This is a genomic window from Micromonospora sp. NBC_00421 (assembly GCF_036017915.1).
GTDB lineage: Bacteria > Actinomycetota > Actinomycetes > Mycobacteriales > Micromonosporaceae > Micromonospora.
In genome coordinates this window covers 3492938-3511024 of the sequence record NZ_CP107929.1, presented here as the reverse complement: position 1 = coordinate 3511024, position 18087 = coordinate 3492938, and the positions used below count along the sequence as shown (strand labels likewise).

15 protein-coding genes and 1 pseudogene are annotated in these 18087 nt (G+C 72.9%); 7 read left to right on the top strand and 9 right to left on the bottom strand.

The window, feature by feature from the left end; genetic code table 11:
• Window positions 1–75: 75 nt before the first annotated feature.
• Window positions 76–577, top strand: a pseudogene (locus OHQ87_RS14555) (snapalysin family zinc-dependent metalloprotease); the annotation flags it as partial.
• 1189 nt (window positions 578–1766) lie between these two features.
• Here OHQ87_RS14555 and OHQ87_RS14550 read toward each other — a convergent pair.
• Both OHQ87_RS14550 and OHQ87_RS14545 read right to left on the bottom strand, forming a co-directional pair.
• On the bottom strand, window positions 1767–2177 hold the full coding sequence (locus tag OHQ87_RS14550) for a hypothetical protein (RefSeq protein ID WP_328348609.1): 411 nt from the start codon (window positions 2175–2177) through the stop codon (window positions 1767–1769).
• Between the two features lie 269 nt (window positions 2178–2446).
• A complete protein-coding gene (locus OHQ87_RS14545; RefSeq protein ID WP_328348849.1) occupies window positions 2447–5056 on the bottom strand; it encodes a glycoside hydrolase family 9 protein in 2610 nt (869 codons plus the stop codon).
• A gap of 254 nt (window positions 5057–5310) precedes the next feature.
• On the opposite strand from OHQ87_RS14545, the gene OHQ87_RS14540 reads away from it, so the two are divergent.
• Window positions 5311–6036, top strand: a complete 726-nt coding sequence (locus tag OHQ87_RS14540) for a PP2C family protein-serine/threonine phosphatase (RefSeq protein ID WP_328348608.1) — start codon at window positions 5311–5313, stop codon at window positions 6034–6036.
• A gap of 6 nt (window positions 6037–6042) precedes the next feature.
• Here the strand turns inward: OHQ87_RS14540 and hrpB are convergent, their stop codons facing one another.
• Genes hrpB through OHQ87_RS14525 form a run of 3 tightly spaced genes read right to left on the bottom strand, consistent with a single transcriptional unit; the run spans window position 6043 to window position 9758 of the window.
• On the bottom strand, window positions 6043–8646 hold the full coding sequence (gene hrpB / locus OHQ87_RS14535; RefSeq protein WP_328348607.1) for an ATP-dependent helicase HrpB: 2604 nt from the start codon (window positions 8644–8646) through the stop codon (window positions 6043–6045).
• Between the two features lie 25 nt (window positions 8647–8671).
• Complete coding sequence (locus tag OHQ87_RS14530; RefSeq protein ID WP_328348606.1) at window positions 8672–8872, bottom strand: DUF397 domain-containing protein; 201 nt, start codon at window positions 8870–8872, stop codon at window positions 8672–8674.
• A 40-nt stretch (window positions 8873–8912) separates the two neighbouring features.
• The gene (locus OHQ87_RS14525) at window positions 8913–9758 is read right to left on the bottom strand and encodes a helix-turn-helix domain-containing protein (protein WP_328348605.1); all 846 of its coding nucleotides are present in this window, start codon (window positions 9756–9758) and stop codon (window positions 8913–8915) included.
• 118 nt (window positions 9759–9876) lie between these two features.
• Between OHQ87_RS14525 and OHQ87_RS14520 the strand changes: the two genes are divergently transcribed.
• From OHQ87_RS14520 to OHQ87_RS14510, 3 genes are read left to right on the top strand one after another with little or no spacing between them, the layout of a single operon-like run.
• Complete coding sequence (locus OHQ87_RS14520; RefSeq protein WP_328348604.1) at window positions 9877–10527, top strand: GOLPH3/VPS74 family protein; 651 nt, start codon at window positions 9877–9879, stop codon at window positions 10525–10527.
• Between the two features lie 52 nt (window positions 10528–10579).
• Complete coding sequence (locus OHQ87_RS14515) at window positions 10580–12100, top strand: APC family permease (protein WP_328348603.1); 1521 nt, start codon at window positions 10580–10582, stop codon at window positions 12098–12100.
• On the top strand, window positions 12097–12690 hold the full coding sequence (locus tag OHQ87_RS14510; RefSeq protein ID WP_328348602.1) for a GNAT family N-acetyltransferase: 594 nt from the start codon (window positions 12097–12099) through the stop codon (window positions 12688–12690). Before OHQ87_RS14515 ends, OHQ87_RS14510 begins: the two co-directional genes overlap by 4 nt.
• A gap of 146 nt (window positions 12691–12836) precedes the next feature.
• Here OHQ87_RS14510 and OHQ87_RS14505 read toward each other — a convergent pair whose 3' ends face one another.
• Window positions 12837–13661 (bottom strand): SigB/SigF/SigG family RNA polymerase sigma factor, encoded by an 825-nt coding sequence (locus OHQ87_RS14505; RefSeq protein ID WP_328348601.1) that lies wholly within the window; start codon window positions 13659–13661, stop codon window positions 12837–12839.
• A 274-nt stretch (window positions 13662–13935) separates the two neighbouring features.
• Complete coding sequence (locus OHQ87_RS14500; protein ID WP_328348600.1) at window positions 13936–15525, bottom strand: phospholipase D family protein; 1590 nt, start codon at window positions 15523–15525, stop codon at window positions 13936–13938.
• A 133-nt stretch (window positions 15526–15658) separates the two neighbouring features.
• Between OHQ87_RS14500 and OHQ87_RS14495 the strand changes: the two genes are divergently transcribed.
• Window positions 15659–15787: a hypothetical protein gene (locus OHQ87_RS14495; RefSeq protein ID WP_328348599.1), complete on the top strand. Its 129-nt coding sequence runs from the start codon at window positions 15659–15661 to the stop codon at window positions 15785–15787.
• 91 nt (window positions 15788–15878) lie between these two features.
• Here OHQ87_RS14495 and OHQ87_RS14490 read toward each other — a convergent pair whose 3' ends face one another.
• Window positions 15879–16865 (bottom strand): pirin family protein, encoded by a 987-nt coding sequence (locus OHQ87_RS14490; RefSeq protein ID WP_328348598.1) that lies wholly within the window; start codon window positions 16863–16865, stop codon window positions 15879–15881.
• Window positions 16866–16875: 10 nt separating this feature from the next.
• Window positions 16876–17358 (bottom strand): MarR family winged helix-turn-helix transcriptional regulator, encoded by a 483-nt coding sequence (locus tag OHQ87_RS14485; protein WP_328348597.1) that lies wholly within the window; start codon window positions 17356–17358, stop codon window positions 16876–16878.
• Window positions 17359–17504: 146 nt separating this feature from the next.
• Between OHQ87_RS14485 and OHQ87_RS14480 the strand changes: the two genes are divergently transcribed.
• Window positions 17505–18032, top strand: a complete 528-nt coding sequence (locus tag OHQ87_RS14480; RefSeq protein ID WP_328348596.1) for a GNAT family N-acetyltransferase — start codon at window positions 17505–17507, stop codon at window positions 18030–18032.
• Window positions 18033–18087 lie beyond the last annotated feature (55 nt).

The window sequence follows — 18087 nt, the reverse complement described above, 5'->3', positions numbered from 1 at the left end:
TATGACGGATCCGCTATTCGACCCTGGACCGGCCGACGGTCTAACATCGGTGAACATCTATCGATGGGAGGTCGGATGCTCCGACGACGAGAGTTCTCGCGTACCGCCGGGACCCTGCTGGCCCTGGTGCTGGCGGCGACCGGCGCGGTCACCGCGGCCGGCACCGGCGCGTCCGCCGCCGCGCGGACCGTCTACTACGACGCGAGCCGGGCCGGGGAGTTCCGCACCAACTTCGACCAGGCCGCGACGATCTGGAACAGCTCGGTGACCAACGTCAGGCTGGTCGCGCGCACGCCGGGCAACATCACCATCTACGTCGACACCGGCTGGCCCCGGGCGCAGACCACCAGCCTGGGCAACGGCCGGGTCTGGATGGGCACCCAGGCCGTCGACCAGGGATACGACCGGACCCGGATCGCCACCCACGAGATCGGCCACATCCTCGGCCTGCCGGACAACCGGACCGGCCTGTGCACCGACCTGATGTCCGGCAGCAGCGCCCCGGTCTCGTGCCGCAACGCCCAGCCCAGCGCCGCCGAGGCGTCCCGGGTCAACGCCCTCTTCGCCGGCTCCCTCGCCGCCCCGCCCGTCGGAACCAGCTACGTCTGGACCGGCGGGACCGTCGTCGGGCCCGCCGCCGTTCCCGTCGCGGTCAGCGGCAGCCCCGCCGCCTGAGCGCCACCCGGATCGGGCGCCCGCCTCCCGTACTGAGGCGGGCGCTCGGCTCCGGTGCCTGAGGCGGGCGCTCGGCTCGACATGCCGCCGCCGATCTGAATGCCCGCCCGAACCTCGGCCTTCGGCCCCGGCTCCCGCTCGCCCGGCTCGCCGACCGATCCACTCGCGGCGGCCGGCCTTTGCCTGCGCTGTAGCCATGGTCCGGCTCCCGCTCGCCCTGCCCCCGCCCCCGCCCTGCCCCCGCCCCCGCCCCCGCCCCGGCTTTCGCCCTGGGTGTCCGGCCGATACACCCGATCGCCCGGGTATGCGGCTTCCTAATGTCTGCAGGCTGTCCGACTCGGTGACTACCCGTAGTCCTGGTTGGCGGTTGGGTGCTGGCGGGTGTTCACCCTAAGTGAGATGGGGGTGGGTATGTCCTCCCTTTAACTGCTATGCCTGTCCGTCATAATTATGACGGACAGGCATAGACGTCCCGGGACGTTGTATGGCGGCCGTGGGCGCGGTTTGCGGGGCGGATGCGGTGGGCGGGGTTGCGGGTGGGCGGACGAGCCGAGCCAGCGAGCGCGAGTGGTGGTCGCCGGCACCGCACCGATCGGCCGAGCGACGCCCATGCGACCTTGTGCCTGGCGTCGCCCTTGTGCCTGGCGTCGCCCTTGTGCCTGGCGTCGCCCTCGTGCCTGGCGGTGCCCTCGTGCCTGGCGGTGCCCTCGTGCCCGGCAGTGACTTCAGCCCGGCAGTGACCCGAGGCGCGCACCCAGGGCAGGCCCGCCGGGTGAGGTGGCGGTCCGGGTCGTCTGCAGCGCTGGGCGGGGGCGGCCAGGCTGCCACCGTTCCGCCTCGCCGACCGAGACGCCGGGGAGCCGCTGTCGACGGGGAGACGGCGGGAAAGCTCCCCTTGGCTCCGGTGGGCAGGAACGTCGGCGAGTGGAGTGAGCGCGGGGGTGGGTCAGCGTGCGGGGTGGGTCAGCGTGCGGGGTGGGTCAGTGCGCGGGTGGGTCAGTGCGTGGGTGGGTCAGTGCGTGGGTGAAGCCGCATGCGGGTGAGGCAGCATGCGGGGCGGATCGAAGTCTGAGGGCAGGGGGCTGGGCGGATCAGGGGGTGGGGTGTTGGCGTAGGGCGGCGATCAACCAGTCCAGGACGGGGGTCAGGTTGGGGGGTGGGGTCCAGCCGTTGACCGTCGTGAGGAGCTGGAAGTACCGCTCGGTCCGCGGGTCGTTCGCCACCTCCAGGCGGGCCAGCAACGCGCTGCGGTAATCGGCGTCATCGACCCGGTCGAAGACCTCGCCGTACGCGGCTACCAGCGCGGTCACCACGTGGCCGGCGCGGGCCGACTCCGGTGTGATCCCGGCGGCGCGGGCCAGTTCGACGGTGTCGCGGGCCCGGTGGGTGAGGTCGCGGACCATCGCCACGACCTCGGGGCGGGCGTCGCCGACGGTTTCGTCGACGAACTCGCAGACGATGCGCCGACGTTCGGCGTCGGAGATCGTGGTCAGCTCGGGCATGCAACTCGTCTCCAATGGTGGCCGGGCGGGACATGTCGGGCGGTCGGGCGGGCTCTACCGGGCGGTCGGGTGGGACGCGCCGGGTGGGTGTGACGGCCGGGCCGGGGGCGGGGTGTGCGGGTGGGACGCGCCGGGTGGGCGCTGCGGTCGCGGTGGGCGGGGAAGAGGAGCGGGCGCGCCGGGCGATCGGGGGACGACCGCCCGGCGCGCCCGGGCCCCGGGCTGCAGCCCGGGGCCCGAGGGTCGACACGTCGGTCAGGACACCGTGGTCAGGACACCGTGCAGGCGGCGCCGTTGACGGTGATCAGGTCCGGCGCCGGGTTGGCCAGCGTGCCGGTCCTGGCGAGCAGGCCGAAGGTCACGCTGCCGCCCGGCGCGATCTTCGCGTTGTACGACTCGTTCTTCGCCGTCACGGTGGCCCCGGACTGGGTCACCTTGGCCGTCCACGCCTGGGTGACCTTCTGGTCGCCGGTGTAGGCGTACCGCAGGGTCCAGCCGTCGATCGCGGTGTCGCCGGTGTTGCGGACGACGACCTGGGTGTTGGAGCCGTCCGGCCAGGTGCCGTGCACCTGGTAGCTGACCGCGCAGGTGCGCGGGGCCACCGCCTTGGCGTCACCCTGGTCGGCGAGGAACGACGCCAGCCAGGCCAGCGCCGAGTTCCAGTTGATCGCCACCTCGTTGGTCGAGTACGAGTTGATGTCGTCGACGTAGCAGAACATCGGCGCGCAGCCCTTGAGCAGCTGGGCGACGAACGGGTCCTGCAGGGCGGCGTTCGGGCCGCCGGCGAGCGAGCCGGCCGGCGGGTTCGGCATGGCCGGGTTGAGCTGGTGGCCGAAGATCCGGCTGTGCTGGTTGCGCGCGTTCTGCTCGCCCCAGCCGGTCACGTACGACATGTTCAGCGCGTTGCGGCCGAGCAGGTAGTCGGTCGCCTGCACCGTGCCGTCCCGGTACTTCGCGTCCCGGGTCAGGTCGAAGGCGGTGGCCAGCACGACCATGTTGTTGATGACGTTGCTGTTGCTGCCCCAGACGTAACTTGCCGCCTCACCCGGCACCGGCAGGCCGTACGCCTGGGCGTGCAGGGTGGTCAGGTAGTTGTCGGCGGCGGCGGTCACCGAGGCACGGACCCGGGCCTTGTCGGCGGCCGGCAGGCCGTTCGGCACGGTGGCCAGGTCGAGCCGGCCCACCACTGCCACGCTCTGCCAGCTGAACGCGCCGCCCGCGGCGAACACCTCACCGGTGTGGTGGGGCGAGGCGGTCAGGTCGTCCAGGTACGCCTTCTTGCCGGTGGTCAGGTACAGCTCGACGGCGGCCCAGTAGAACTCGTCGGTGACGTTGCTGTCCTCGTACGCCCCACCGCCGGTGCCGTCGGTCGGGTCGGCGTAGACCGCCGGGTGCGCCTTGGCGGCGGCGTACGCGGTCGACGCGGCGGTGCCGCAGCGGGCGGCGAACGCCGCGTCGTACGGGGCGAAGAGGCGCTGGCACTGGGCGGCGACGGCGGCCAGGTTGAGGGTGGCGGCGGTCGACGGCGGGTGCAGCTCACGCGGCTGCGCGTCGTCCTGCGGGGCGAGCGGCAGGCCGGTCCACGCCTTGTCGTGGATCTTGTGGTGGACCATTCCGGCCAGCGGCTTGCCGGCCGGCACCTGCATCCGCAGCAGGAACTCGATCTCCCAGCGGGCCTCGTCGAGGATGTCCGGCACCGCGTTGCCCCGCTCGGGCACCCGCAGCGTCGAATCACCAAGCGCGGCGCCACCGGCGGCGGTCTCCGCGGTCTTGGTCCGCTCGAAGGCGCTCAGCAACTGGTAGGCGGCGATGCCACCGTTGACCACGTACTTGCCGTGGTCGCCCGCGTCGTACCAGCCGCCGCGCACGTCCAGCGAGTAGTCGCAGACCCCGGGCTGGCAGGGCACCTGGGTGTCACCCTGGTTGGGGGCGACCCCGAGGTGGCCGGCCGGGCGGGCGTACTCCTCGCCGATCAGGTCACCGTCGATCTCGATGCCGCTGCGCTGGGCGTAGAAGAACTGCATCGAGTCGGCGCGCAGCCGGTCGTAGAGGTCGCCGGAGATGTCGAACGGGTGGCTGGTCTCCCCGTCGGCCACGAGCGTGTAGCCGGTGCCGGGCGTGCGGTAGGACGAGAAGTCGACGGTCTGCACGTTCTGCCCGGAGGCGGCGTCGACCCCGCGCGGGGTGCTCGCGCCGCTGGCGACGACCGTGCCGGCCGCCGACTTGAGCTGCCAGGGAAGCGCCTCGGTCGACTCGGTCACCACCGTGGCGTTCTTCGGGCCGTGGGGCAGGTAGCCGACCTGGTTGACCCGGACCCGGGGCCCGGTGTCCGGCACGTACGGCGGGGCGGCCTCGCCACCGCGCAGCGAGACGTTGTCCAGGCAGAGGCGCTGCTCGGCGGCGGCCCCGCCGACCTGGAAGACGAGCTGGGCGTTGGGGTTGTCGTCCGGGACGGTGAAGGTCTGCTCCACCCGCTTGCTCGTCGGGGCGGCGACGGCCGGGACGGTCGCGTACGACGTGTAGGGGGCGCTGCCGAGCTGGAGCACGGCGGTGACGGTGAGGCCGGGTGTGGCCGAGACGTCGAAGCCCAGCTTGTATTCCGCGCCGGCGTTGAGCCGGACCCCGTCGTGGCCGATGCCGGCGTCCCACGGATTGGCCAGCCCGGCGGGGACGGTGACGCAGAGCCGGCCGTCGACGACGTCGAGCGGGCCGGTGCCATAGGAGAACCAGGGCGGGACGCCCTCGCTGAAGTCACCGTTGGTGATCTGCTCGGGGGCGTCCGGCGGGACCTCGGCATGGGCCGTGCCGGCACCGGCTCCGGTGAGGATCAGGGTCGTCGCTGCCAGTACCGCGAGATGCCGCCGACGTCGTCGGGTCAGGATCACGGGATTCCTTTCCGGGCGGTGGAGGTGTGGAAACGCCGCCCATCGATGGGAGCGCTCCCAATACCAGCCAGATGTTTCCAGCGCGTCTCGTCCCTGTCAATCGATTCGACTGGATGACCTTCGGCCCTGGTCGAAGCGGGCCGGGTCGGCCCGGATCGACGCCTGCGGCAGTGAGATTCACCGCGCCACGCGGAGTCCTCCTGATCTCCTAGAGACAACAACGCCCTCCGCCTGGCAGGCTGCCACCCATGACCCTGAAGCTTCGTTCCGTCGGGACGAGCGACCGTGGGCTGATCCGCAGCGGAAACCAGGACGCCCTGCACTGCGGTGCCTGGCTCGTCGCCGTCGCCGACGGCATGGGCGGGATGGCGGCCGGCGACCTGGCCAGCCGGATCGCCATCGACGCGGTTGCCCCACTGGACGTGGAGACCCCCGAGGACGCCCTGGTAGCGGCGTTGCAGACCGGCATCGAGCTGGCCACCGCGCGGATCCACCAGGCGGTCCAGGAGGACCCGGAGCGGCAGGGCATGGGCACCACACTGACCGCCCTGCTCTTCTCCCGCACGGGGAGCTGCCTGGCGCTGGCCCACGTCGGCGACTCCCGGGCCTACCTGTTCCGCGAGAGCATCCTCAAGCAGGTGACCCGGGACGACACCTTCGTCCAGATGCTCGTCGACCAGGGCCTGATCAGCCCCGAGGAGGCGTCCAGCCACCCTCGGCGGGCCGTGGTCACCCAGGCGTTGCAGGGCGAGGAGGTCTCCCCGTCGTACGCGACGATGGTGCCCCGGGCCGGTGACCGCTGGCTGCTGTGCAGCGACGGCCTCTCCAACGTGGTCCGCCCGGACACCCTCACCGAGGTGCTCCGGGAGACCCCGGACCGGGAGACCTGCGCCCGCCGCCTGATCGACCTGGCCCTGCGGGCCGGCGGCCCCGACAACATCACCGTGCTGATCGCCGATGTCGTCGACGAGTGACAGCGGTCAGCGTCGGCGGTGGGTGGTGTGCCGGGTGGGGGTGGCCGTGGTCGGGTCCTCCGGCCAGGGATGGCGCGGATAGCGCCCGCGTAGCTCCCCGCGCACCTGCGGATATCCGGTACGCCAGAAGGACGCCAGGTCGGCGGTGACCGCCACCGGCCGGCCGGCCGGCGAGAGCAGGTGCAGCCGTACCGGCACCCGTCCGCCGGCCAGCCGGGGCGCATCGGTCCAGCCGAACGTCTCCTGGAGCTTCACCGCCAGCACCGGCGCGGCCGGGTCGGCGTAGTCGACCCGGACCCGGGAACCGCTTGGCACCTCGATCCGTTCCGGGGCCAGCTCGTCCAGCCGGCCCGCCTGCGACCAGGGCAGCAGTCGCCGCAACGCCCCGGTCACGTCGATCCGGGCCAGGTCGGCACGGCGGCGGGCGGCGGCCAGCTCCGACCCGAGCCACCGGTCGGCGGCGTCGAGCAGCGCGGCATCGGAGACCTCCGGCCAGTCCCCGCCCAACGCCTGCCGGCAGAACGCCAGCCGTTGGCGCAGCGACCGGGCCGCCGGGGTCCAGGTCAACAGGTCCAGTCCGGCCTGGCGCAGCCCGTCGGCGAGCGCGGCGGCCAGCAGGTCCGGCGCCGGCCGGGCCAGGGGGCGGCTGACCAGCTCGATCGCGCCGAGCCGGGTCACCTCCCGGGCCAGCACGTCGCCGTCGACCCAGCCGACCTCGCGTACCTCGGTCAGCAGCGGAGCGCCGGCCTCCCGCGCGGTGGCCTCGTCCACCGGGGCGGCCAGCCGGACCCGGGCGGTGGGTGCGCCAGGTGACCGGTCGGCGACCGCGACGGCCAGCCAGCCCGTCCCGGCCAGCGCCGACCCGGCCGCCAGCTCCGCCCCGGTGCCACCAGTCATCAGGTACGACGTCCCGCCGGCCCGGCGCAGCCGGGCCAACCGCTCCGGGTAGGCCAACCCCACCAGCAACCCGGCCGCCAGATCGTCCGGCAACCACCCGTCGCCGCTGTCGTTGCTCCGTCCGCTGTCGTCTTCCCGGCGGGTGGCGCGGCGGGCGTGGGCCGGGCCGGTCACCGTGCCGGTCCGGCCGGGGTCTGCGGCCGACGGTGCGGCGGGCAGGGCGGCGCGCAGTCGGCGGACCTCCGCCCGCCAGCGGGCGGTGGCGCCGGGGTCCACCTCGTCGCGCAACCGCCGCCAGCCCGCAGTGAGGTCGTCGTGCCGCCCGGTCAGGCCGTCCTCGGCGAGCAGGGCGACCAGTTCGGCGGCCCGGTCCCGGCCGACCCGGCCCGCGCCGTCGAGCAGGGCCCGACCCAGCCGGGGATGGGTGCCGGTGGCGGCGATGGCCCGTCCCCTGGCGGTCACCCGGCCGTCGGCGTCGATCGCGCCGAGGGTGGTCAGCGTCTCGCGGGCCACGGTCAGCGCGGCGGCCGGCGGCGGGTCTGGCAGCGCCAGGCCGACACCGTCCGGACTGCCCCAGGCGGCCAGGTCCAGCGCGAACCCGGTCAGGTCGGCGGTGGCGACCTCCGGCTCGGGTTGGGCGGCGAGCCGACCGTGGGTGGCCTCGGACCAGCAGCGGTAGACCACCCCCGGTGCCTCCCGGCCGGCCCGACCGGCCCGCTGGGTGGCGGCGGCCCGGGACACCGGCACGGTGACCAGCGCCCCCAGCCCCCGGGACAGGTCGGTACGGGCCACCCGGGACAACCCGGCGTCGACCACCACCCGGACCCCGGGCACCGTCAGGCTGCTCTCCGCCACCGAGGTGGCGAGCACCACCCGGCGTCGTCCGGCGGGGCGCAGTGCGGCGTCCTGCGCGGCGGCGGGCAGTCGCCCGTGCAGCGGCAGGACGGCCAACCGGTCGGTCAGGTCGGCCAACCGGCGGGCCACCGCCCCGATCTCACCCGCCCCGGGCAGGAAGACCAGCAGGTCCCCGTCCTGTTCGTGCAGGGCCCGCCGGACGGTGGCGGCCACGTGGTCGAGCAGCACCGGGTCGACCCGGCCCGCCCCCGGCGGCGTGACCGGTCGCGGCGGCGGCGTCCAGACCCGGGTGACCGGGTGCAGGGCCGCCTCGGCGCGGACCACCGGGGCCGGGGCGTCGCCGCCGAGCAGCGCGGCGAACCGGTCCGCCTCCGGGGTCGCCGACATGGCCACCAGCCACAACTCGGGGCGCAGCGCCGCGCGGGCCTCCACGGTGAAGGCCAGCGCGAGATCGGCGTCGAGTTGCCGCTCGTGACACTCGTCGAGCAGCACCGCGTCCACCCCGGGCAACTCGGGGTCGCGCAGCAGCCGGCGGACCAGCAGGCCGGTGGTGACCACCTCGATCCGGGTGCCGGGGCCGACCCGGCGGTCGCCGCGCACGGCGTACCCGACCCGGTCGCCGACCCGCTCGCCGAGCAGGTCGGCGATCCGCCGGGCGGCCGCCCGGGCGGCCACCCGACGGGGCTGGGCCACCAGCACCCGGCCGGCCACCCCGTCGGCCACCGCGAGCGGCGCGAGGGTGGTCTTGCCGGTGCCGGGCGGGGCCACCAGGACCGCGCTGCCGGTGCCGGTCAGCGCCCGCAGCAGCGGTGGCAGCGCCGGCCGGACCGGCAGGTCGAGTGGTACGTCGGAGAGCACGACTGCCACTGTGGCATGCCGGGGGTCACCCCGGGCGTACCGCCTCCATGCCGGTGACGAAGGCTGTCCAGGCGTCGGCGGAGAAGACCAGCGCGGGCCCGTACCGGTCCTTGCTGTCCCGTACCGCGATCCGGTCGGCTGTCGCGGCGACCTCCACGCAGTTGCCGTTGCCGCTACTGCGGCTGCTGGTCCGCCAGTCCATCATGGACAGAGGCAGCGCCTGCATCCCGTACCTCACGTTCCCCCCAGGGCGTGCCGCGGTGCGATCACGCAAAGTGACGAGCAGCCTCTTCCAGGCGGGCCAACGACCCCGCCGGATCCAGTGCCATCCGGCACAGCTCCTCGTGCAGAAGGGTATACCCGCGCACGTGCACCGCTTCCTCCAACGCCAGACCCAGGGTGAGATTGTCCAGGTAGACCACTGAATTGTCGGCCGCGTCGGCAAACGTGAGGATGACATACGGGGTGCTCATCGCCGGGTGCCCGCCAGACGCGAAAGGAAGTACGTGGCACGTCACGTTCGGTAACTGAGCGATCCGGGCCATGTGGGTCAGCTGCTCCGCCATGACGGCCGGCCCGCCCACCGGGCGCAGCAACACCGCCTCGTTGAGCACCACCGACAACTCGACCGGGGGAGACTCCCGGTGCAGCACCTCCTGTCGGCGCAGCCGGGCGGCCACCTTGCGCTCCACCCCCTCCTCGCCCGCGGTGCGACGGAACATCTCCCTGGCGTACGCCTCGGTCTGCAGCAGCCCGGGGACGGACTCCGCCTCGTACGTACGCAGGCTCTCCGCCTCCGCCTCCAGGCCGACGTAGAACTCGAACCACTCGGGCAGCACGTCGCTGTAGTTCTGCCACCAACCGCGCTGCTGGGCACCCCGGGCGATCTCGATGAGCGCCTCGGCATCGAAGCCGGTCACCTCGTAGAGGGCCAGTGCGGCGCGCACGTCGCGGGGCTTGATGCCGATCTGGGCGTTCTCGATCCGGGACAGGTTGCTCTTGGACATGTCGAGTTGGCGGGCGGCCACGTCGAGGGTCATCCCCGCACGTTCCCGCAGTTGGCGGAGTTCTCGGGCGATGCGGCGGCGGCGAACGGTGGGGCTGGCGGTCACCCTCCGAGTCTGTCACGACAAGATCCGCAGGTCACCCGAGCACGGAGTGCAACCTTTGAATCCGGGAGTTGCAAAGACGCCATTGTGGAGGCATCCTGTCACCCGGCGTGGATCATCTATGGACAATGCGTGGGAGGCTCGTTTGCTGGTCGCCGACGAGTTCTTTCTCATCGCGCACAACGACAACCGGGGCAAGGCCAAGCTCCACCCGAGCGCCACCGGGTTGGGTCTCGCCGCCGGGCTGCTCGCCGAGCTGATCCTGTTCGGACAGATCACCGTCTCCGGTGGAATGGTCGCCGTGATCGACAGGCGTCCCCCGGCCGACGCGTTGGCCCACACAGTGCTCGACCAACTGATCGGCGAGTCGCAGCACCAGGCGGTGCGTACCTGGCTCTCCTTCCTGTCCCAGTCGTCCACCACCTCCGTGGGGGAACGACTGGCCCGCGCCGGGGTGCTGCGCCGGCAGGAGAACCGTCGGCTGCTGCGGACCACGGTCAGCTACCTGCCGATCGACCTCAACGCCGCCGCCTGGCCGGCGACCCGGCTCCGGGCCCTGGTCGAGCGGCCGGAGCAGCCACTGGTGTCGGACACCACCCTGCTCGGGCTGGTGGCCGCCGCCGGGCTGACCCGTGAGGTGCTGTGGAGCGCCGGCCCGCGCGCCCACCACCGGCTCGCCACCCTGGTCCAGTCGCTGCCCGCCCCCCTGAAGGAACTGGTCGTGCACACCGAGGCCGCGGTCGGCGCGGCGGTGCTGCGCGGCATCCCCTGACCTCGCCGCGCCACCCCCTTCCCCCTCCTCTCCCCTCTCCCGGAGCAGCCCCATGCCCTCCCATCCGACAGTCGTTCGACCCAGCAACGTCAGTGACGCCCTGGCCCGTGGCCGCCTCGGCGTGCCGTCGGTCATCTTCTTCGTCCTCTCCGCCGCCGCGCCGCTGACCGTGGTGGCCGGCGTGGTCACCACCGGCTACGCGGTCACCGGCATCACCGGGATGCCGCTGGCCTTCCTCGCCGTGGGCGCCGTCCTGGCGCTCTTCTCCGTGGGTTACGTGGCGATGGCCCGTCGGGTGGAGAACGCCGGTGCGTTCTACGCCTACGTCTCACGGGGTATCGGCCGGCCGGCCGGCGTCGGCGCGGCCTGGGTCGCGCTCGTCGCCTACAACGCCCTCCAGGTCGGCCTCTACGGCGCGATCGGCGCCGCGGCCGCCCCGGTGCTCGGCACCCTCTTCGGCGTCGAACCGCACTGGGCCGTGGTGGCCCTGGTCGCCTGGGCGCTCGTCGCGTTCCTCGGCCTGCTGCGGGTGGACGTCAACGGCCTGGTCCTGGCGTTCCTCCTGATCGCCGAGATCGTGGTGATCCTCGTGTTCGACCTGGGCCAGCTCAGCCACCCGGAGGGTGGCTCGACCAGCTTCGCCGCGCTGGCCCCGTCGAACCTGCTGGTGCCGGGGGCCGGTGCGTTGCTGGTGCTCGCCATGACCGGGTTCGTCGGGTTCGAGTCCTCGGTGGTCTTCAGCGAGGAGAGCAAGGATCCGAAGCGGACGGTGCCGCTGGCCACCTACCTCTCGGTGGCGATCATCGCCGGGCTCTACGCGCTCTCCTCCTGGTCGATGACCGTGGCCGTCGGGCCGGAGAACATCTCCGCCGCCGCCGGCGAGCAGAGCATCGAACTGATCTTCAACCTGGCCGCCGCGCACCTCGGCGACACCGCGGTCACCATCGGCCAGGCGCTCTTCATGACCTCCGTGCTGGCTGCCATGATCTCGTTCCACAACACCACCGCCCGGTACGCCTTCGCGCTGGGCCGGGAGCGGGTGCTGCCGGCCGCCTTCGGGCAGACCTCGCCGCGCACCGGGGCGCCCCGGGTGGCATCGCTGGCCCAGAGCCTGCTCGGCCTGCTGGTGATCGTGCTGTACGCGGTCAACGGCTGGGACCCGGTGGTGCAGCTCTTCTACTACGCCGGCACGGGCGGCGGCTTCGGGGTGCTGCTGCTGATCGCCAGCACCAGCGTCGCCGTGATCGTCTACTTCGCCCGGTCCGACACCTCGGAGTCGCTGTGGCGGCGGGCGATCGCCCCGGCGCTGGCCACCGTCGCGCTGGCGGCCATCGTCGCGGTGGCGGTGGCGAACTTCGCCACCCTGCTCGGCGTCGCGCCGGACTCGCCGCTGCGCTGGATCATCCCGGGGGTCTACCCGGTCGCCGCGCTGATCGGCATCCTCTGGGGCATGGTGCTGCGGTCCCACCGACCCGACGTCTACGCCCGGATCGGGCGGGGCGCGGAGAGCGCCGCCACCTCACTGTTCACGCTGCCGGTGGACGGGCCGGTGCCGGTGGAGGCCCGGCGATGAGCCGGGTGGCCATCGAGCGGCTCGACGCCGCCGACACCCGGTGGGTCGCCGAGCGGATCGCCGAGGCGTTCCTGGTGCTGCCGGCGACCCACTGGCTGGTGCCGGACGAGGCGAAGCGGGAGGCCGTGTTCGCCGACAACTTCGAGATCCTGGTCGACCACGCGATGCGGCACGGGCTGGTCTTCGGCACCGCCGACCGGGACGCGGTGGCCGTCTGGTTCCCGCAGGTCGGTGACGAGTCGCCGGCACCTGTGGACTACGACGACCGGCTGGCCGCCGCCTGCGGGGAGTGGACCCCCCGGTTCCGGCACCTCGACGAGTTGTTCGCCGCCAACCACCCGCATCCCGACCACCACCACCTGGCCCTGCTCGCGGTCCGGCCGGACCGTCAGGGGCAGGGGCTGGGCACCGCCCTGCTGGGTCACCATCACGCCTGGCTGGACGCCCACGGGGTGCCCGGCTACCTGGAGGCGAGCAGCGAAGCCGGGCGGGACCTCTACGCCCGGCACGGCTACCGGCTCCGGGAGGTCTTCCGGCTGCCGGACGGCACGCCGTTCTATCCGATGTGGCGGGACCCGGCGAGCGCCTGACCCGCACGACGACCGAGCGGCCCCGACGCGCATGCGTCGGGGCCGCTCTGGTTCCGGAGCCGAGCGGGCCCGGCCGGCGAACCGCCGACCGGGCCCGGTGGTCTTGGCCGTCACCGACCCGGTGGGTCGGTGACCGCCTCCACCCCCTAGTAGGTGCCGTCGAGCTGACCGCGCAGCTTGGTCAGCGCCCGGGCGAGCAGCCGGGACACGTGCATCTGCGAGACGCCGATCTGGTCGGCGATCTGCGACTGGGTCAGGTTGCCGTAGAAGCGCAGGGTGAGGATCTTCTGCTCACGCTCGTCGAGGGTGGCCAGCGCCGGGCCGAGTGCGACCCGCAGCTCGGCCAGCTCGAACTCGTTGTCCTCGCCGCCGAGCATGTCGCCCAGCTCGGTGGCGCGGTCACCGTCGCCGGTCGGGGTGGACAGCGACACCGCGTTGTAGGCGCGGGCGCCTTCCAGGCCCTCCAGGACCTCTTCCTCGGTGAGCTTGAGGTGGGCGGCGATGTCGGCGACCGTCGGCGACCTGCCGAGGGTCTGCAACAGCGAGCTGTTGGCGTCGGAGATGGCCAGCCGCAGCTCCTGGAGCCGACGGGGCACCCGGATGTCCCAGGTGCGGTCGCGGAAGTGCCGCTTCAACTCGCCGATGATGGTCGGGATCGCGTAACCGGCGAAGTCGACGCCGCGCGACGGGTCGAACTTGTCGATCGCCTTGATCAGGCCGACGGCGGCGGTCTGGGCCAGGTCGTCGGTGGGCTCGCCCCGGCCGCTGTAGCGGTGGGCCAGGTGGTTGGCCAGCGGCAGCCAGGCCTCGATGGCGCGGTCCCGCAGCGCCGCCCGGGACGGGTGGTTGGCAGGCAGCGCGGCCATCGCGTTCAGCAGGTCGGCGGCGCTGTCGGTGAGGGCGCGCGGGTCCAGCTTCTCGGTGGTGGCCGGCTGTGTGGTCGCCTGCTCGCTCATGGTTGGCGCGGTCATTGGTGGTCCTCCCTGCACCTCGTCCGCGGACAAAAAGACGTGACGCTTCGGTTTAACTTCAGATGGGCCGTTCGGGAGTCACCATAGCCTGATCGGTGAGGGGATATCTAGCCGAAAGGCTGATGTACTTAAGTGATTTTCAGTCATGAAACCACAATATCGGACACGGTTCGCACGGTTTGTGATCATCCGCACCGGGATGGACTGACCCGGCGTGACCGCTGCTGGCTTCGCCGCCCACCCGCCCCCGTCGCAACTGCGTATCCTCGGACGCTCACCAGGTGCCCTTCCGTCGGGCGTGCAGCGGCCGGCCGTCGGGGTCGTAGACCAGTCGGTACGCCGGCAGCGCCCAGAGCCGGGTGTACCAGGGCAGCCGCTCGGGCCGGTGCGGGCGCAGCCGGCCCGGTGGCCGGGGGCCCGTCCGGCCGGCGTCGTACCACCGCTGGAGGGCGTCGGCGGTCGAGGTGATCGCCTCGACCGCGCTGGCCGGGTCGAGCAGGTCGGCGTCGTCGGCGCCGTCCGGATCCCGGTCCAGGTGCTCCCGCCACAGCCGCAGCCGCAGGTCCCGGGCGAACACCCGGGCCCCGTCGCCCTGGCCGGCCGGGTCGACGGGGGACCGCTCGTCGCGGGTCTCGTCGAGCACCGCGCAGGACAGTTCGCTGTCGTGCGTCCAGGACCGCCTGTTGAAGTTGTCGCTGCCCACGCTCGCCCAGACGTCGTCGATCACGCAGACCTTGGCGTGCACGTAGACCGGATCGCCCGCCCGGTTCTCCACGTCGAAGACGTGCACCCGGTCCGGGGCGGCCCGCTCGCACAGCGAGAGCGCCTGCTCCCGGCCCACCATGTTCGGCGGCAGCGCCAACGCGCCGTCGACGTCCGGGTGGCGGGGCACCACGGCGACCAGGTGCAGGTCCGGATTGTCGCGTAACGCCTGGGCGAAGAGCTCGGCCACCTCGGTCGACCAGAGGTACTGGTCCTCCAGGTAGATCAGCCGGCGGGCCCGGCGTACCGCCTTGGTGTAGCCGCGGGCCACCGTCCGCTCGCCGTCCGGGGCGAAGGAGTACCGGGGACGTACCGCCGGGTAGGTGCGCAGCACCTGGATGCGGTGCGGGCCGCAGGGCGGCGGGTCGGCCGGCTGGGCGGGCAGCGGGTCGGGGCTGAGGTCGGAGCCGCGCAGCCGGTCCCGCAGGTAGGCCAGCGGGTTCTCCGAGTCCAACGGCATCGGGTCGGTCCACCGCTCGCGGAACGTGGTGTCCAGCGCGCCGACCGCCGGCCCCCGGACGGCGAGCTGCACGTCGTGCCAGGGCGGGTGCGGGCCGTACCGCGGCGACATGGCCAGGGGCTGCGGGTCGCCGTGGTGGTCGGCGTCGTCCCGGCGGCTGTGGCACAGGTCGATCCCGCCGGCGAAGGCGACGTCCCGCTCCGGGTCGTCGGGATGACGCAGCACCACCAGCTTCTGGTGGTGCGACCCGCCCCGCCGGACGCGTTGGTCGAGCAGCACCTCACCGCCGGCGGCTTTGATCGTCTCGCTCAGGTCGCGGTTCTCCGCCTCACTGTAGGACAGCGTGTCGAGGTGGGAACGCCAGAGCAGCCCCTTGACCACCACCCCACGCTGGGCGGCCTGCGCGAAGAGCTGGGCCACCGTCGGGCCGTCCGGGCGCATCAGTTCGTCCGGGTCGCCCCGCCAGTCGGTGAAGAAGAGGTGGTCGCCCGCGTCGAGAGCCTCCACCGCGCTGACCAGCCGGTCGAAGTACGCCACGCCGTGAATCAGCGGCTCGGCGAGGTTTCCGGTCGTCCAGACGGGTAACCCCGAGGCCGGGTTGGCGCGTTCCTCAGCGGTCAGGAACCAGTCCTCGATCGCCACGTTCCAACCTCCCGAGGTCGACGACGTCCTCACGGTAGGACCCCCACCAGCGGAGCGCACTCCGGGTGGCCCGGAACCGCTCCGGCGGGTGGCCTGCCGCACCCCAGACCGCGAACGCCGAGGAGGCACCGCAATGCCCGCCGAGACGACGAACCCCGCGACCCAGGACCGTACCCAGGCGGTCGAGAGCGAACGCGGCGCGATCCTGGCGGTACTGCTCATGGTGATCCTCGGGGTTGCCGGGATCTTCGCGGTCTCCTGACGGCCTCCGCCGCCTGTATCTGCCCGCGGCGGAACCGCCCGAAACGGGCGCCCCGGTGGAACCGGGACGCCCGTCGGGTTGCCGCGTGCCGTCAGGGGCGGTCGCCCTGGCCGCCGGTGTGCGGCAGCCGCTGGGCGGGGACGACGCCCAGCTTGCCGGCCTGGAAGTCCTCGAAGGCCTGCATCAGCTCGGCACGGGTGTTCATCACGAACGGCCCGTAGTGCGCCACCGGCTCCCGGATGGGCTTTCCGCCCATGAGGTAGAGGTCCAGGGCCGGGGTGTTGCCGTCCTGCTTGCCCCCCGCGGTGATCCGCAGCGCGTCGCCCGGACCGTGCACGGCCAACTGGCCGCCCTGGAAGGGACGTCGGTCGGTGCCGACCGTGCCCCGACCGGAGAGCGCGTAGACCAGGGCGTTGAAGTCGGACCGCCAGGGCAGGCTCAGCTCCGCACCGGGCTGGAGCGTGACGTGGGCGATGGTGATCGGGGTGTGCGTCGACCCCGGCCCCTGGTGCCCGGCGACCTCACCGGCGATGATCCGGACCAGTGCGCCGCCGTCCGGCGTGGTCAGCAGGGTCGACTCCCGCCCCCGGATGTCCTGGTAGCGCGGCGGCATCATCTTGGCCACCCGGGGCAGGTTGACCCAGAGCTGGAGGCCGTGGAAGAGCCCACCGCTGGCCACCAGGTGCTCCGGCGGGGCCTCGATGTGCAGCAACCCGCTGCCGGCGGTCATCCACTGGGTGTCGCCGTCGGTGATGGTGCCGCCACCACCCTGCGAGTCCTGGTGGTCCATGATCCCGTCGATCATGTAGGTGACCGTCTCGAAGCCCCGGTGCGGGTGCCACGGGGTGCCCTTCGGCTCGCCCGGCGCGTAGTCCACCTCGCCCATCTGGTCGAGGTGGATGAACGGGTCGAGATCCGACATCGGCACCCCGGCGAAGGCCCGGCGGACCGGGAAGCCCTCACCCTCGTAACCGCTGGGGGCGGTGGTCAGCCGGCGGACCGGCCGGTAGCTGGTGGTCTCGTCGAGCCGGGGCAGGCGGGGCAGGACGAGGACGTCGTCGACGGTGATCGCGGGCATCTCGGGCTCCTCAGGTGTCGCTGTGGGTGGACGACGCGTCCCGGTCGGCGCGTAGCCGCCGGCCGAGTCGATCGAAGACCCGGGTCAGAGTGGTGACCTCGGCGTCGTCGAGGTCGTCCATCAGGTGCCGCCGGACCGAGGCGAGGTGCCCCGGCGCGGCCTCGCGCAGGGTCAGCAGCCCGGTGGCGGTGAGCACCGCCTCGCTGCCCCGACGGTCCCCGGGGCAGGACTGCTTGGCGACCAGACCCCGCCGCTGCATGGTGGAGATCTGGTAGGTGAGCCGGCTGGGGGAGAAGACCAGCCGACCGGCCAGCTCACCCATGCGCAGTCGCTGGCCCGGCGCCTCGGAGAGCAGGACCAGCACGTGGTAGTCGGCGAAGCTCAGCTCCCCGTCGGCGCGCAGGTCCTCTTCGAGCTGGGTGAACAGCCGCTGGCTCGCCTCGATGTAGGCACGCCAGCAGGCCATCCGCTCGCTGTCCAGGCTCTCCGTCATGCCCCGAACAGTAGCACTCCTTAAAATTTAAACAAGCCCTCCTTGGGTGGTGTGAGCGGCGAGACAGTCGTACTTGAGGTGCGGAACTTCGGTATTTGAAGGAAAGTCGGACGGGTGGTCGCCAGGCGACCTGCCAGACTGCCCGGGTGGAACCCGTGGAGATCACCACCGCCGGCCTGTTGCTGCGCCCCTGGCGGACGGCGGACGCGCCGGCCGTGCTGGCCGCCCTGGTCGACCCCGACATCGTCCGGTGGAACGGGCAGGGGGTGACCGACCTGGCGCAGGCCGCCGGGTGGATCGCCAGGCGGGCCGACCGGAGCGACGGCAGCCACGTCTCCCTCGCGGTGACCGACGGCACCGACGGGACGCTGCTCGGTTCGGTCTCCGTACACCAGATCCGGCACGACAACGCCGCCGTCGGCTACTGGACCGCCGCCCCGGCCCGGGGACGCGGGGTCGCCGGCCGGGCGCTGCACGCGCTCACCGGCTGGGCCTTCACCCACCTCGACCTGCACCGGATCGAACTGTGCCACGCCGTGGCCAACCCCGCCTCCTGCCGGGTCGCCGAGCGCGCCGGCTACCGGCTGGAGGGCACCCTGCGCGAGTCCCACCGCTACGGCGACGGCCACCGCCACGACGAACACCTGCACGCCCGCCTCACCACCGACCCCTGACCCCCCACCCCCACCCACCCCGCTGCCCGCCGCCCGCCCGCCCGCCGCCCGCCCG